At 66.8% G+C, this 14,350-nt stretch carries 13 protein-coding genes; 2 read left to right on the top strand and 11 right to left on the bottom strand.

Annotation, left to right across the window (positions count from 1 at the left end; genetic code table 11):
- The first annotated feature begins 425 nt into the window (after nt 1-425).
- Nucleotides 426-1,022, top strand: a complete 597-nt coding sequence (locus tag ACZYVJ_RS16555; protein WP_463833022.1) for a TetR/AcrR family transcriptional regulator — start codon at nt 426-428, stop codon at nt 1,020-1,022.
- A 5-nt stretch (nt 1,023-1,027) separates the two neighbouring features.
- On the opposite strand, the gene ACZYVJ_RS16550 is transcribed toward ACZYVJ_RS16555, so the two are convergent.
- The 3 genes from ACZYVJ_RS16550 to ACZYVJ_RS16540 form a co-directional block, all read right to left on the bottom strand.
- Nucleotides 1,028-1,324 carry a hypothetical protein gene (locus tag ACZYVJ_RS16550; RefSeq protein WP_463832017.1) on the bottom strand — a complete coding sequence of 99 codons (297 nt, stop codon included), beginning with the start codon at nt 1,322-1,324 and terminating at the stop codon, nt 1,028-1,030.
- 20 nt (nt 1,325-1,344) lie between these two features.
- Nucleotides 1,345-2,862, bottom strand: a complete 1,518-nt coding sequence (locus tag ACZYVJ_RS16545) for a class I adenylate-forming enzyme family protein (protein ID WP_463832016.1) — start codon at nt 2,860-2,862, stop codon at nt 1,345-1,347.
- A 206-nt stretch (nt 2,863-3,068) separates the two neighbouring features.
- The gene (locus ACZYVJ_RS16540) at nt 3,069-3,611 is read right to left on the bottom strand and encodes a methyltransferase family protein (protein ID WP_463832015.1); all 543 of its coding nucleotides are present in this window, start codon (nt 3,609-3,611) and stop codon (nt 3,069-3,071) included.
- Nucleotides 3,612-3,709: 98 nt separating this feature from the next.
- On the opposite strand from ACZYVJ_RS16540, the gene ACZYVJ_RS16535 reads away from it, so the two are divergent.
- Nucleotides 3,710-4,300 carry a TetR/AcrR family transcriptional regulator gene (locus tag ACZYVJ_RS16535; protein WP_463832014.1) on the top strand — a complete coding sequence of 197 codons (591 nt, stop codon included), beginning with the start codon at nt 3,710-3,712 and terminating at the stop codon, nt 4,298-4,300.
- On the opposite strand, the gene ACZYVJ_RS16530 is transcribed toward ACZYVJ_RS16535, so the two are convergent.
- The 8 genes from ACZYVJ_RS16530 to ACZYVJ_RS16495 form a co-directional block, all read right to left on the bottom strand.
- Nucleotides 4,297-5,082 (bottom strand): crotonase/enoyl-CoA hydratase family protein, encoded by a 786-nt coding sequence (locus tag ACZYVJ_RS16530; RefSeq protein ID WP_463832013.1) that lies wholly within the window; start codon nt 5,080-5,082, stop codon nt 4,297-4,299. The genes ACZYVJ_RS16535 and ACZYVJ_RS16530 overlap by 4 nt on opposite strands.
- 139 nt (nt 5,083-5,221) lie before the next feature.
- Nucleotides 5,222-6,631 (bottom strand): WS/DGAT/MGAT family O-acyltransferase, encoded by a 1,410-nt coding sequence (locus tag ACZYVJ_RS16525; protein ID WP_463832012.1) that lies wholly within the window; start codon nt 6,629-6,631, stop codon nt 5,222-5,224.
- A gap of 44 nt (nt 6,632-6,675) precedes the next feature.
- Complete coding sequence (locus ACZYVJ_RS16520) at nt 6,676-7,881, bottom strand: alpha/beta hydrolase fold domain-containing protein (protein WP_463832011.1); 1,206 nt, start codon at nt 7,879-7,881, stop codon at nt 6,676-6,678.
- A 168-nt stretch (nt 7,882-8,049) separates the two neighbouring features.
- Nucleotides 8,050-8,703 (bottom strand): class I SAM-dependent methyltransferase, encoded by a 654-nt coding sequence (locus ACZYVJ_RS16515; protein WP_463832010.1) that lies wholly within the window; start codon nt 8,701-8,703, stop codon nt 8,050-8,052.
- A 196-nt stretch (nt 8,704-8,899) separates the two neighbouring features.
- Nucleotides 8,900-9,223, bottom strand: a complete 324-nt coding sequence (locus tag ACZYVJ_RS16510) for a Rieske (2Fe-2S) protein (protein ID WP_463832009.1) — start codon at nt 9,221-9,223, stop codon at nt 8,900-8,902.
- Entirely contained in the window at nt 9,220-11,733 is a 2,514-nt protein-coding gene (gene nirB / locus ACZYVJ_RS16505) for a nitrite reductase large subunit NirB (protein ID WP_463832008.1), read from the bottom strand. Before nirB ends, ACZYVJ_RS16510 begins: the two co-directional genes overlap by 4 nt.
- Nucleotides 11,734-11,751: 18 nt before the next feature.
- Nucleotides 11,752-12,105: a molybdopterin oxidoreductase gene (locus ACZYVJ_RS16500; RefSeq protein WP_463832007.1), complete on the bottom strand. Its 354-nt coding sequence runs from the start codon at nt 12,103-12,105 to the stop codon at nt 11,752-11,754.
- On the bottom strand, nt 12,098-14,221 hold the full coding sequence (locus ACZYVJ_RS16495) for a molybdopterin oxidoreductase family protein (protein ID WP_463832006.1): 2,124 nt from the start codon (nt 14,219-14,221) through the stop codon (nt 12,098-12,100). Before ACZYVJ_RS16495 ends, ACZYVJ_RS16500 begins: the two co-directional genes overlap by 8 nt.
- Nucleotides 14,222-14,350: the final 129 nt, after the last annotated feature.

The raw sequence follows: 14,350 nt of genomic DNA, 5'->3' as shown, positions 1-14,350 counted from the left end.
TCGGGGCTGTTGGCCAATCCGCCCAGTGAAGCGGAATCGTAAGGATTATGCGATAGAGCATAATTTTCCGGCGTTTGCAGCACCGTAAGTGCGGACCTCGGCCGCATCCGCGGGCGATTTATGCGGCGTACGTCACACTTCGCCTGAGAAATTGCTTAATTTACGGATGTCTTATATGGTTCATAGCATAATCAAGGGCCATCCATAGGCCGGGAGAACACCATGTGGATCATCGAGCTCAACGTCGCCGGCTATCAATTCACCCGCGAGATGCCAGACTTGCGGCGCCGCACATTCCGCTTCAGCCCACGTCATATGCACTGGCCGGCGTTGCGGCACTCGCACGCTGCATGACCCCGGCTACGGGAGGTACGTCAGTGCCGACGATCGGTAAGGCAGCGCCGGAGCAAGCCCCGGCGAAACGCATGGGCACCCGGACCAAGATGCTGGCCAGCGCCGCCGAGGTGATGCGCGAACGCGGCGCGGCGGGTGTCACCATCGACGCGGTGCTCGCCCGCAGCGGCGCCCCCCGCGGCTCGGTGTACTACCACTTTCCCGACGGGCGCAACCAGATCCTGACCGAAGCGCTGCGTTACTCGGGCGACTCCATCACCGCCATGATCGACGACGCCGCCGGACGGGGCGCCCGGGTGTTGTTGCAGGAGTTCGTCGGATTCTGGGAGCGGCTGCTCACCGACGGAGAATTCACCGCCGGCTGCCCGGTCGTGGCCGCCGCGATCGGCTGTTCGGATGACGACGGCCCCAAACTGTCCGCCGAGGCCGGCGCCATCCTGGGCCGCTGGTGCACCGCGCTCACCCGGGCATTCATCAACGACGGCTTCGACCACGCCGACGCCGCGTCGCTGGCCGTGATGTCGATCGCCGCGCTGGAGGGCGCCGTCGTGCTCTCCCGCTCCACCCGCAACGCGGACCCGCTACACCAGGTGGGCGAGCAGCTCGAATTCCTGATCAAGGCAAAGGAATTCGTGGCCCGGAACAAGATCCCGGGCAAGCAGCAGTGACCCGCTCAGTCGCTGGCCGGTAGCGGCTTGACCTCTTTGAGCTGCAGGGCGGTCTGCCCGATGCTCAGGCTCCCCGCGCCCGGCTTGGTCACCAGCACCTCGGCACCGGCGTCGTCGACGTAGCGCTTGCCCATGACCGTGCCGTCGGCGAATGCCGGGTCCAGTTCGCCCGACCGCTCGCCCCCGACCGGCACCATCGGCGCACCGCCACACTGCAGGTCGTCCAGGCTGTCGGCACTCCTGACGACGATCACCTGTGTGTCACAGACCTGGCTGGCGAGACGAGTTCCGTTCTTGATCATTGATTTCCGTCCTTGATCGCTTACTGCTGGGCCGGTGCGGCGCGCAATCCGGTGAGGGTCTGGATGATCTCCCGCCGCAGGACCTTGCCGGTCGCGGTGGTGGGCAGCTCGTCGCGAAACACTACCTCGTCGGGAGTGCGCGAACCGCGCAAACTCTTGCGGACGAATTCCCGCAATTCTTCGGGGTCGGGGTCCACGCCCGCTGCCGGCACCACCACCGCGACGATCGCCTGACCCCACTGCGGATCCTCGACACCGACCACGGCGACGTCCCGCACGTGGGGATGCTCGACCAGGACCTCTTCCAGCTCGGCGGGCGCGATGTTCTCGCCGCCGCGGATGATGGTGTCATCGCTGCGCCCGCCGATGAACAGGTAGCCCTCGTCGTCGAGCATGGCGATGTCCTTGGTGGGGAACCAACCGTTTTCGTCGAGCACCGAACCGATCCCGGTGTAGCGGCCCGACACCTGCTCGCCCCGCACGAACAGCTCGCCGGTCTCACCCGGCGGCAGCACATTGCCGGCCTCGTCGCGGATCTGCAGCTCGATGCCCGCCACCGCCTGGCCGACCGATCCCAGCCGGCGGGCGACGTCGGTGGTCGCCCCCGCCTGCGCCGCGCGGTGGTCGTCGGGTGTCAGCACCGCGATCGTCGAGCTGGTCTCGGTCAGGCCGTAGGCGTTGACGAAGCCCACGTTCGGCAGCAGCTCGAGCGCGCGGCGGACCAGCGGCAGCCCGACCTTGGAGCCGCCGTAGGCCAGGTTGCGCAGCGACGGCAGCTCGATGGCCGCGCCGTCGCCGTTCTCCAGCACGGTGACGATGCGATCCAGCATGGTCGGCACCACCGTCGCGGTGGTGACGTTCTCGGCGTTGATCAGCCGAACCCATTCCTGCGCATCGAAATTCGGCAGGTACACCATCTTGCGGCCGGCATACAGATTCGACAGCGCGGCGCTGACCCCGGCGATGTGATACGGCGGCACGCAGATCAGGGCGGCGTCGGTGTCTTCAGCCGACCCGAATTCGACGGTCCCGGTGACGTAACTGGTCAGGTTGTTGTGCGAGAGTTCGACGGCCTTGGGCTGCGACGTGGTGCCCGAGGTGAACAACACGATCGCGACGGAGTCCGGGTCGGGGAACTCGGCGGCCGGCTCGGCGGTGCGCGCGGCCGCCAAAAAATCGTCGGAGACCATCACCCGGTCCGACACGTCGCCGACCGCGTCGCGGTAGCGGCTGTCGACGATCACCAACGGTTCGGGGAGCCGCTCGATCAGTGCCTGGATCCCCTCGGCGGAGAGCCGGTAATTGATCGGCGTGAATGCCACCCCGGCGCGCGCGGCGGCAAAGATCAGCACCGGAAGCATCGCGCCGCCGGTGCCCACATAGGCAACGTGCTCGGCGTTCGACCCGGCGATCACCCCCGCACCGCCGTCAGCGAGATCGCTGAGCTGTTGTGTTGTCAGCCGCAAGTCTCCGGACACCACCGCCGTGCGCTCGGCGTTGCCCGATGCGGCCATCTCCAGCAGCAACGAAATGCTCATCCTCGATCTTTCTGGATCCCGGCCCTTTACAAATCTCGTCTGCAGTGTAACTCAGCCGGGTCGTCCCCTGATGCCGAGCTTGCCGTGCGACGGGCGCCCTGGTCACGGCGGGTCCGTCGGCGCCGATGACATGGCCGCTGAGCCCCGTCGGTAGGGGTGGGACAAGAAAACCGAATTGCATCGGTGCTGGGCGCTCCGCCACCGCCTCAGCAACGGGCGGGCGGATCCCAGGCCGAGACTCGCGGGATCCAGCGTGGCACGTTGCCTTGATAGTCGACGTATTCACCGCCATAGCGCTCGGTGAGATGGGGCTCCTCCCAAAACCGAATGGCGATCGCCTGGAATGTGAAAAAGATTGCGAACCAAAGCAATAGCGAGCCCGACGCGGTGATGGCCGCCTCGCCGAGCAGGATGCACAGCACGCCGGTGATCATCGGGTTCCGGACGTGCCGGTAGGGGCCTCGCACAACCAGATGGACCGGCTCTCCCATCACATTGCCCAGCCCGAGCGTCCCCTCGCCCACTCGGTCAAACAGCACGTTCGTCCAGATCATCAGGGTCACGCCGGCGGCGATCAGTAAGCAGCCGACCGTGATTAGCCCGACCGTCAGCGCGGCATCCAGGTGCGGCACGCGCACGCCTGCCGGGCCGACGATCAGGGCCGGCACCACGAGCGTCACCGTCACGGGGAACAGCAGGACAGACATCAGGTGTCGCCACCAAAGCTGTCGCCGCGTGCTCGTCACCATGGAAGACCTCCTTCGTCGAATACTTCAACCTCCGTTCAACAACTAACGTACGCCGCGTGGCGGCATTCGCCAACGCTTGTTGAAGTATTCTGGCGCGCATGCCAGCAGCGCGACGCGCCGGCCGGTGGCGCACCGGTCAACTGAACAGACAGCGCATCATCGATGCGGCGCGCGAACGCTTCATGCGCGACGGGTACGAGCGGGCCACCGTCCGCGCGATCGCGGCCGACGCCGGTGTGGACGTCGCGATGGTCTACTACTTTTTCGGCAACAAGGAAGGCCTGTTCACCGCGTCCACGCTGACCGGTCCCGAGCACCCGTTGCACCAGCTGGCCACGCTGCTCGACGAGGGGACCGAACGGATCGGCGAAAGGCTGGTGCGGCGCTTCCTCGAGCACTGGGAGGAAGGCGCCGTCTTCGAGCCGTTCCTGACGCTGTGGCGTTCCGCGGCGATCCACCCCGAGGCGCGAAAGGTGTTGCACGACAGCCTCGCCGGCCCAATCGCCAAGCGGGTCGCGGCGGAATTAGGGGTGGCCGATGCCGAGCTACGGGTCGAGCTGGTGGCCAGCCACCTGGCCGGGCTCGCTTTCGCGCGCTACCAGCTGAAGATAGAGCCACTCGCGTCGACGACCGCCGAGGACCTGGTCGACTGGCTGGGGCCGACGCTGCAGCGCTATCTGACCGATTAAGTGCCCGTCCACTTGGGCGGGCGCTTCTCCGCGAAGGCGATGGCGCCTTCCTTGGCGTCGTTGGAGGAGAACACCGGAGTCAGCAGCTTGTTCTGCTCGGCGAACATCTCCTCGGGGCTCCAGCCGCGGGACTCCACGATGATCCGCTTGGTGGCGGCAACCGCGAGCGGCCCGTTCGCCGCGATCTTTTCGGCCAGCTCGATCGCGGCGTCCAGCGCGGTGCCCGGTTCGGCCAGCACGTTGACCATGCCCAGCGCGTGCGCGCGCTCGGCGCTCAGGTTTTCACCGGTCAGTGCCAATTCCATGGCGATCGCGGACGGGATGCGCTGCGGTAGCCGCAGCAGGCCGCCGCCGCCGGCGACCAGTCCACGCTTGACCTCCGGAATGCCGAACGCCGAGTCCTTGGAGGCCACGATGAGGTCGGTGGCCAGCGCCAGCTCGGTGCCGCCGGCCAGCGCGTAGCCCTCGACCGCCGCGATCAGCGGCTTGACCGGAGGACGCTCGGTGAAGCCCATGCCGCGGCCCTCGACGATGGGGAGTTCGCCGCGGGCGAAGGCTTTGAGATCCATACCCGCGCAGAACGAGCCGCCCGCCCCGGTGAGGATGCCCACCGAGAGGCCGGTCTCGTTGTCGAGCCGATCAACGGCGGCGGCCAGGCCGTTGGCCACCGCGGAATTGACCGCGTTCTTGGCCTTCGGCCGGTTGATCGTGATGATGAGGATTCGATCCCGTTGTTCGACCAGAACTTCGGGTTCGTTGGCGTCTTCGTTCCCAGTGCTCACGTGCCGCACAGCTCCTTCAGGGATGGGTGGCTTTCAGATAGCTCCTGTCGGACCGATGGTAACGGTCGTCGGAAATGGCGTTAACGTCCCCCGAGATCCCGGTTACCGCCGAAGGTGATCACCTACCGAGCTGGCCCGATCAGGCCGGAGCCATCGCGGCCTCGACGACCGTTAGCTTCTCGGAAAGACCTGCGGCCCTGCGTATTTCGATGAAGTCGGCGACCATGGCGTCGGTTAACTCGTGCGGGTCCTCGAGGGTGGACCCGTCGGACAGCACCGAGATGTTGAGCTGATCGACATAACTCCACACGGTGATGTTGAGGCCGCTGCCGGCGGTCAACGGGCCCACCGAATAGATCTCGGTGACCAGTGCGCCGCCCACCCGGCCGCGTTCCCGGGGACCGGGCACATTGGAGATGTTCAGGTTGAGGAGCTTGTTGTGCCCGTCGCGCCCGGACGCCCACCGGAACAGGGCCTGCGTGGGCGCGGGTGGCATGTAAGCCGCCCACCGGCTGACCAGCTCCGGCCCCATCAGCTGGTTGCTTTCCTTGGCGGCGATTGCGTTCTCGTGGCTGCAGCGCACCCGCTCCAGGGGGTCGTCGGAATCGGTCGGCAGGCCCACCAGCACGCCGGTGAAGCGATTGCCGGAGATCCGGTCGGGCGAGAAGTCGAAACTCATCGGCACCGACGCCAGCAGCGGCTCGGCCTTTCCGTCGTACCGCAACAGCAGGGTGCGCAGCGCGCCGGACGCCATGGCCAGCACCATGTCGTTGATCGTCGCCCCGAGCCGCTTGCCGGTCTCCTTGACGTCGACCAAAGCCAGTGTGGCGGTGGCGAATCGGCGTTCCGGGGTGATCTTGTGGTTCATGAAGGTCGGCGGCGGTTCGAAGGGCCGGGTCAGTTCGGGCGAGAATTTGCGTGCGCTGCGGCGCACCCGGCCCAAACCCTGCGTGGTGTAGCGGATGGTGTGCGGCAGCCGCCCGAGGTGGCGCAGGTGGTCGACGAATGCCGACGCCATGAGCTGCCGGGTGGTGGGAGCCGGGTCGCACATGTACGGCTTGCCCTCCGGTTCCGGCTGCGGGTCCATGCCGCGGGCCAGCAGGTTCGCCGACGCGACGCCGTCAGCCAGGGCGTGGTGGATTTTGCCGACGACCGCGATCCGGTTGTTGGCCAGGCCATCTACGAAGTACATCTCCCACAGCGGACGGCTGCGATCGAGCGGCGTGCTCGCGATTTGCCCGATGGCCTCGTCCAGTTCGCGACGGCCCCCCGGCGGCGAGACCCGCCAGGGGCGAATGTGATAGTCCAGGTCGAGTTCGCAGTTCTCCCGCCACATCGGGTGATGGAAGCTGAACGGGACCTCGACGAGCTGGTAGCAGAACGGATCGAGCTTGTTCAGCCGCCCGGCGAGTACTTCGCGAAACGCGTTGACGTCCAGCGATCGGCGGTCGGCGTCCAGCTCGATGACGGCCGCTTTGATGGTGTGCATGTGCACGTTCGGCGCTTCGCTGTACAGCAGTACAGCGTCCCACCCGCTAAGCCTCTTCACCGCTGCCCCTTGCCCATAGAGGGACCATACTCAGCGGCGGCGGTTCAGATAACCTCTTTTGCTCCGACGCGTGTCTTGGTGCGGTAGATCTGGTTGAGGAACAGCGAGGCGACGTGCGCGGCGGCGCCGGCGCGCTCGCCGTCGATGAGGTCGTACCCGTGACCGGCCCCGGGGAATTCGAGGTAGCCGACCATCGAATGCGACACCGCCCGCAGTCGTTCGACGAAACTGCGCGCCTGCTCGACCGGGATGACGGTGTCCTTGCTGCCGTGGATCACCAGGAAGGGCGGCGCGTTGCGGTGCACGCGCGCGATCGGGGACGCGTCGTGGAAGATCTCGGGGCGGCGGGCGATCGACTTCTTCACCACGACCCGCTCCAGGAACTCGACGAACCGTTCGCGCTCCGGGGTCGAGCGGTCCTCCCAGTCATAGCGGCCGTAGATCCCGACGACCGCGTCCACCGAGGTGTCGGCGCCCTCGGGCAGCTTCGCCTGGAACTGTGGATCGTCGGGCGTCAGCCCGGCCAACGCGCACAGGTGGCCACCGGCCGAACATCCGGCTATCGCAACGAAATTGCGGTCGCCGCCGAACTTGTCGACGTTGGCACGGGCCCACGCGATGGCGGTTTTGACGTCGACGATGTGGCGCGGCCAGCGGTGGTGCGGCGAGACGCGGTAGTTGACCGCCAGGCACACCCATCCCTGCTCGGCGAGCCGGGACATCAGCGCCGACCCCTGGCCCATGCACTTGCCGTGCACCCAGGCGCCGCCCGGCAGGAAGATCAGGACCGGTGCCGGCTGCGCGGGCAGGTCTTTGCGCCGCCAGACGTCGAGCACCTGGTCGGGGTGGTCGCCGTAGTGGACGGCGCGCCGGTAAAGGTAGCGGCGCTGACGCAGACCGTCCCAGATCGGCGGCGTCTTCTCGGCGACCGGCCAGTCGATCTCGAGGTCCGCGGCCGACACGACCCCGCGCAACGCGGCGAGGGAGACCTGTTGGGTGCTTTCCCGGTCGCGGCGCCGGACATCGTTGATCCCGGGCGTGAACCAGTCCTTGGTCGCCGCGGAGATCGCCTCCGGCGCGTGCCGCGCGCCCCACACACCCATGGCGGTCAAACCGCCCAGGGGCTCAAGATGCTTGCCGACGACGGGCAGCGAAGCCCCCGCCACACTCAACGCCAGCGCATAGTCACCGGGCCGGGCCCGCAGCAACCATTTCACGCAATCGGTAATGCCCGGTCCACTCACCGTCATGCAGGGGACTGTACCCCTCCCGACGATTCGCAAACTGACGTTTCCGTAGAACGGGCGAGCGTGGCCAGAACGCTTTGCCCGGAAGCCTCGCTGAGTTCGGTATTTGCGCTGTTTGGACCGCTTTTCGCGGTTCGCTGCATTTAGTGAATTTTGCTGTGGACGACACGCTTATCTGGCCGTCAGGTCGGCGATCACGCGGCCGCCGACGAGGCTGACGCTGGTCAGCGTCAGCCCCACCTGCGCGGCCAGGGCGGCGGCGCTGTCCACCCCCACGGATGCCCAGCGAAACCAGGGCCCGACCTCGCCGGCCGCCTCCAGCCGCACCCATCGCGAACAGACTCCGATGGCCTCGGCTTCGAATTCGGCGACGCAGCGGCCACCGCGGGCCAGCAGCTCGAAGGCGCGACCGAGAATTCGGCGCGGGTCCCCGCCGAGCCCCACGTTGCCGTCGACCAGCAGAACCGTCTGCCACAGGCCCGTTCCCGGCAGCGGCTCGAACACGTCGCCCAACAGGGCCGGCGCACCGCCACGGCCCGCCAGCTGGATCGCGGTCGCCGACCGGTCGATGCCGAGCGCGGGGATGCCGCGCTGAATCAGCCTGGCCACCAACCGGCCCGGACCGCAGCCCAGCTCGATCGTCGGCCCGGTGCACATCTGCGTGACGGCTTCGTCGAAGACTTCGTCGAAGGCGTCACCAGATCCATCACCGGGACATCGCACACCCAACCATCGGTGCGCCGGCAGTGGCCGCAGTTCGCCGTCCTCATGACGGATCCAACATCGCTGCCCGCCGAGTGCCCGATCGTAAAGTTGCCCAAGCATTTCACGTCCCTCGCGTCCTGGCCGATCGGGCGGAGCGTCGCCGCTCCGTCCCGCGCGGGACGTTGCGGCGACGCACCGGCAAACCCCAACAAGCTGACGGCAAGCACGTGCGCCAGCATTGCTCCGATACCCCGATCGTGGCTCGGCTAATCCACCGTCCTCGGAGCACGCACGCGGGAGCCGAATGGTTCAGCGATCAGGCGTGGACTTTCCCGTCGACGGACAGGTGGACCGTCCCGTCGTCGGCGTGTACCCGATAGGCGGTCACCGGCGCCCCGCCGTTGGCAACCTCGCACCCCGACGCCAGGTCGTAGGTGAAACCGTGCAGCGGACAGATGACGACACGAGCGTCGACCAGCCCGTCGGCGAGTGGACCGCCGCGATGAGGACACACGGCGTCAAGCGCGCGCATCGAACCGTCGCGCAACCGGAACACTGCGATCTGCCGGCCGTCGACGACGAACGTGCGGCCCTCCCCGACCGGGATCTGATCCACCGGGCCCAGATTGGCGTCGCTCATCGCACCGGCACCTGTGGCAGTGGGATCAGCGGCAGCGACGGACGGAACTGGTTGGACTCCAAACGATTTCGTGTACCGCTCCAGGGATCGCGGTACGAGTCGACCGACTTCTGCATGTGCGCGTCCAGGTCGGCGGCGATACCGTCGCTGTCCAAGACCACAATGTCCCGAATCCGATCGATGCCCACCCGGGGCACGAAGTCGTAGGTGCGCTCGAGCCAGTTGGCGGTCTCGCGGTAGTACTGCAGGAACCGGCCGGTTAATGCAATCACCTCGTGCGGGGTGTCAACGGTGGTCAGCAGGTCGCCTTTGCGGACGTGCGCACCGGCCGCGCCGCCGACGTAGATCTGCCATTGCCCACCTTCGATTGCTACGACGCCGACGTCCTTGCACAGTGCTTCGGCGCAGTTGCGTGGGCAACCGGTCACCGCCAACTTCATCTTGGCGGGACTGGGGATTCCCTGGAAGCGCTCCTCGATCGCGATACCCAGCGCCGTCGAATCACCCAACCCGTAGCGGCAGAAGTCGCTTCCCACACAGGTTTTCACGGTGCGAAAGCTTTTGCCGTAGGCATATCCGGATGGCATGCCGAGATCGGCCCACACCGATGGGAGGTCTTCTTTGCGCACGCCCAGCAGATCGATGCGCTGGCCGCCGGTGAGCTTGATCATCGGGATCGAATACTTGTCGGCGACGTCCGCGATCTTGCGCAGTTGCTCGGCGCTGGTCACCCCGCCCTTGAGCTGGGGCACCACCGAAAAGGTTCCGTCGCGCTGAATGTTGCCGTGCACCCGGTCGTTGATGAACCGGCCGTCGCGCTCGTCGACGAATTCGTCACCCCACATCATGTGCAGCAGCGAAGACAGCGCCATCTTGGATCCGGCGTCCTCGCGGCCCTCCGGCGCCAGCGCGGCGAACACCGACGATACCGAGTGCAGCTCGAGCTCACGGATCCTGCGCATCAGCTCCGGCTTCTCGTAGGGGATTGCGGGCACGTACCAATTGGCTTCGGCGTCTTGCGAAATCGCCCCGTCTGCCGCCCATTCGACGACCTGGGCTACCAGGCCCTTGCAGGACCCGCATCCTTTGCCGGCCCGGGTCGCCGACATCACGCCCTCGACCGAGGTCTGTCCGTTCTTGACGCAGCCGACGATGGTGGCCTTGTTGACGCCGTTGCAGTTGCACACTTGCGCGTCGTCAGACAATTCGGCGGCGCCGGTGGCTTGGTCGGGCGCGCCGCCGATGTCGAACATCAGCGACACCCGCTCGGGCGGCAGCGGCAGGCCACGGTCGAAGGCCTGCATCAGAAACGCCACCTTGCTCACGTCGCCAACGAGCGTGGCCCCCACCAACTTGTCGTCGCGCACCACCACGGTCTTGTACACCCCGCGCATGGGCTCGGAGTACTGCACGAACTCGTCCTCGTCACGTTCGGGGCTCTTTATGCCCATCGCCGCCACGTCTACACCGGCGACCTTGAGCTTGGTGGCGGTGCGCGAACCATGATATGCGGCAAGGGAATTGGTTCCCGTTAGATGATCGGCAAGTACGGTGGCCTGTTCCCAAAGCGGTGCGACCAGGCCATAGACCTGCCCGCGGTGCTGCGCGCATTCGCCCACCACATAGATATCGTCGTCGTCGACCGACCGCATCTGGTCGTCCACGACGATGGCGCGCTCCACCGTCAAACCGGCGCGCACGGCCAGCCCGACATTGGGCCGGATGCCGGCCGCCATCACCACCATGTCGCACGGCAGCCGGCTGCCGTCGTCGAACTCGATCGCCGACGGGAACCCTTTTTCGGTGAGCATCCTGGTGGTCTTCTTGCCGGTGTGTACTTCGATGCCCAGCGCTTCGACCAGGCGCCGCAGGATGCCGCTACCCTGATCGTCGAGTTGGGCATTCATCAGCACGGGACCGCCCTGCACGACGCCCACCTGCAGTCCCCGGTTTTGCAGGCCTCTCGCGGCCTCCAAGCCCAACAGACCACCCCCGATCACGGCGGCCCGGTTTTGCCCTTCGGCGAATTTGATCATGCCCGCGCAGTCGTCGAGCGTGCGGAAGCCGAAGACGCCGGGGGCAAGGGTCTTGTTGTCCAGCCAGATGCCGTTCATCGGCGGGAAGAACGACCTGCTGCCGGTGGCCAGGATCAGCTTGTCGTACCGCACCGTGGTGCCGTCGTCGGCGTGCACCAGGTGCGCGAAGGGATCGATGCGCACCACCCGCACCCCCGCGCGCAGGTCGATGTCGTTGTCGACGTACCAGTCCAGAGGATTGAGGTAGATTTCGCCGGCGTCGTCGGAGCCCGCAAGCACGTTGGACAGCAAGATCCGGTTGTAGTTGCCGTAGGGTTCGTCGCCGAACACGGTGACGGAGAACCGCTCGTTGCCGCCGCGGGCGATGATTTCCTCGAGCGCCCGCGCGCCCGCCATGCCGTTACCGACCACCACCAGCGTGGCCGGGGCCTGCCGACGCTGGCCGTTGGTCTCGGATTGAACGAGTGTGGTCATGAATGATCCTCGTCGGGGCTAGATCTCGACCAGGCCGATGTCAACGAACACCGTGCCGCTCAGTCCGTCTGGGGCGGCGACGAACACCTCGAGGACGGTGTCGGCAAGTAGGTCCTCGACGACCCGCAGCGGCACGTGGACGGCGTCTTTGGCGCCGATCGGGAAGTAACGCATCGGGGCACCGTCGCGCATCACCACGACGGTGATCAGCTCGTCGGTGGTGTTGCCGCCGCGGAAATAGACCGGTTGGGAGATCGCCCCGGCCGGCACCACGTAGCGCAGCGACGCGTCGAGCAGCGCCGGGGCGTCGTAGCCCTTGCCGTCGAACGTGAAGGCGCCCTGCAGGAATCGGGGCATGCTGTCGTCACCCATGCGTGGAATCTCCCTCCCTTGAAATGCTCGGCTCGGCGTGATTCGCGACCGCGGACACCGCGACCGCACAAACCTTGAACGACGGCATCCGTGACTGCGGGTCCAGCGCCGGATTGGTCAGCCGGTTGATGCACGCCGTACCGCCCCAGTGGAACGGCGCGAAGACGGTGTCGGGCCGGATACGGCTGTCCATGCGGGCCGTCATCACGACCTCGCCTCGGCGCGTGGTCAGGCGCACCTTGTCACCGTCGCCGATGCCGACCCGTTGGCCCAGCGTGGGATGCAATTCGGCCACCGGTTCCGGTTGGCCATCGGAAAGCTCTGCCACCCGGCGGGTTTGGGTCCCGGATTGATATTGGCGCAACACCCGGCCGGTCGTGAGGTAGTACGGGTAGTCGTCATCCGGCGGCTCGGCGGCGGCGCGCTGTTCGGTTGCGTAAAAGTGCGCCCGCCGGTCGGGTGTCGGGAAGTCCTCGACGAACAGGCGCGGGGTGTCGGCGTACAGCGCGGACGGGCACGGCCAGAAGACCCCGTTGTCGGTCGCGATCCGGTCGTAGCTGATCCCGCGGTAGTCGGCCTTCCCGCCCTGGCTCGCCCGGCACAGCTCCGTGAACACCTCCTGCGGTTCGGCCGAAAAGCCCTGCACCCCAAGCCGCTTGGCCAGGTCGGTCATCACGTCGAGATCGGAGCGTACGTCACCGGGCGGCGCGACCGCTGCCCGGCGCAGGATCACCCTTCCTTCCAGGTTGGTCATCGTCCCCGACTCCTCGGCCCATTGTGTCGTGGGCAGGACCACGTCGGCCAGCGCGGCCGTCTCGGACAGGAAGATGTCGGACACCACCAGGAAGTCCAGCTCTTTCAGTTTCGCGGTCACGTGCAGTGAGTTCGGCGCCGACACCGCGATGTTGGATGCCAGCACCCACAGCGCGCGAACCCCGCCGGAAGTCCCGATGCCGCTGAGCATCTCGTACGCGGATTGACCCGACGACGGCAGATCGGCGGCGTTGATGCCCCATATCCGTGCGATGTGGGCCCGAGCAATCGGATCGTCGAGCTTGCGATACCCGGGTAACTGGTCGCACTTCTGCCCGTGCTCGCGACCGCCCTGCCCGTTGCCCTGACCCGTGATGGTCGCGAAACCACTGTACGGGCGGCCCGGAAGTCCCAACGCCAGGGCGAGGTTGATGAACGCCTGCGTCGTGTCGGTGCCGGAGCTGTGCTGCTCGGCACCGCGGGCGGTCAGGATCATCGCGCGACCGGCCTTGGCCAATATCCGCGCCGCGGCGACGATGTCATTCTCCGGGATGCCGGTGATCCGCTCCACCCTATCCGGCCAGTAGAGGCGTACCGCCCGGCGCACCGCCTCGAACCCCCTGGTGCGTTCGGCAACGTAACCCTCGTCGATAAGGCCTTCGCGGGCAACCACATTCAGTAAGCCATTGGCCAGGGCCAGGTCTGTGCCGGGCACCGGCTGCAGGTGCAGATCGGCGCGAGCGGCGGTCGCGGTGCGCCGCGGGTCCACGACGACATGCTTGGCGCCACGGGCACGGCCCTCGTCGAAGAACTGCATCGCCGGGGGCATCGTCTCGGCGGGGTTGCTGCCGACCAGCAGTATCACGTCGGCCTGGGCGATATCGGCCAGCGGAAAAGGCAGTCCACGATCGATACCGAACGAGCGGTTCGTCGCCGCGGCCGCCGATGACATGCAGAACCGGCCGTTGTAGTCGATGGACGAGGTGCGCAGCGCGACACGCGCGAACTTGCCTAGCTGATAAGCCTTTTCGTTGGTCAAGCCACCACCGCCGAAGCAACCCACCGCGTCCGGCGTGTGGTCGCGCTGCGCATTCTGGAATGCCGAGACAATCCTTTCGAGTGCCTCGTTCCAGGTCGCGCGCCGCAGCGGTGAGCCACGCTCGTCGCGAACCAGCGGGCCGGTCAGCCGGTCCGGATGCTCCAGCAGGTCAGCTGCGGTCCAGCCCTTGGCGCACAACCCGCCACGATTGGTCGGAAAGTCGCTTTGTGGCGCGAGCTCTACCTGACCCCCCGATACGCCGAGCAGGATCCCGCATTGCAACGAGCAGTACGGGCAGTGCGTTTTCGTCGGCGCCGACGCCATCGGCGATCACCGCTCCGTTGCCCGGTCGGCGCGCAGTCGGCCGGCCCCGCAATATAGACCTCCCATGTCGCCTCCCGATCGGCCCTTCGATGCCGAAGTTACGTGGGCCGTGTTTCGGAGGTATTTCGG

Source organism: Mycobacterium sp. IDUB_3 (assembly GCF_055419585.1).
This window is presented reverse-complemented; position numbering and strand designations above follow the sequence as displayed.

Excerpts from the sequence above, each read along its gene's own strand:
- ACZYVJ_RS16555 (WP_463833022.1), top strand. The coding sequence starts at position 426 with ATGGGCACCCGGACCAAGATGCTGGCCAGCGCCGCCGAGGTGATGCGC.
- ACZYVJ_RS16550 (WP_463832017.1), bottom strand. The coding sequence starts at position 1,324 with ATGATCAAGAACGGAACTCGTCTCGCCAGCCAGGTCTGTGACACACAG.
- ACZYVJ_RS16545 (WP_463832016.1), bottom strand. The coding sequence starts at position 2,862 with ATGAGCATTTCGTTGCTGCTGGAGATGGCCGCATCGGGCAACGCCGAG.
- ACZYVJ_RS16540 (WP_463832015.1), bottom strand. The coding sequence starts at position 3,611 with ATGGTGACGAGCACGCGGCGACAGCTTTGGTGGCGACACCTGATGTCT.
- ACZYVJ_RS16535 (WP_463832014.1), top strand. The coding sequence starts at position 3,710 with ATGCCAGCAGCGCGACGCGCCGGCCGGTGGCGCACCGGTCAACTGAAC.
- ACZYVJ_RS16520 (WP_463832011.1), bottom strand. The coding sequence starts at position 7,881 with ATGACGGTGAGTGGACCGGGCATTACCGATTGCGTGAAATGGTTGCTG.
- ACZYVJ_RS16515 (WP_463832010.1), bottom strand. The coding sequence starts at position 8,703 with ATGCTTGGGCAACTTTACGATCGGGCACTCGGCGGGCAGCGATGTTGG.
- ACZYVJ_RS16510 (WP_463832009.1), bottom strand. The coding sequence starts at position 9,223 with ATGAGCGACGCCAATCTGGGCCCGGTGGATCAGATCCCGGTCGGGGAG.
- nirB (WP_463832008.1), bottom strand. The coding sequence starts at position 11,733 with ATGACCACACTCGTTCAATCCGAGACCAACGGCCAGCGTCGGCAGGCC.
- ACZYVJ_RS16500 (WP_463832007.1), bottom strand. The coding sequence starts at position 12,105 with ATGGGTGACGACAGCATGCCCCGATTCCTGCAGGGCGCCTTCACGTTC.
- ACZYVJ_RS16495 (WP_463832006.1), bottom strand. The coding sequence starts at position 14,221 with ATGGCGTCGGCGCCGACGAAAACGCACTGCCCGTACTGCTCGTTGCAA.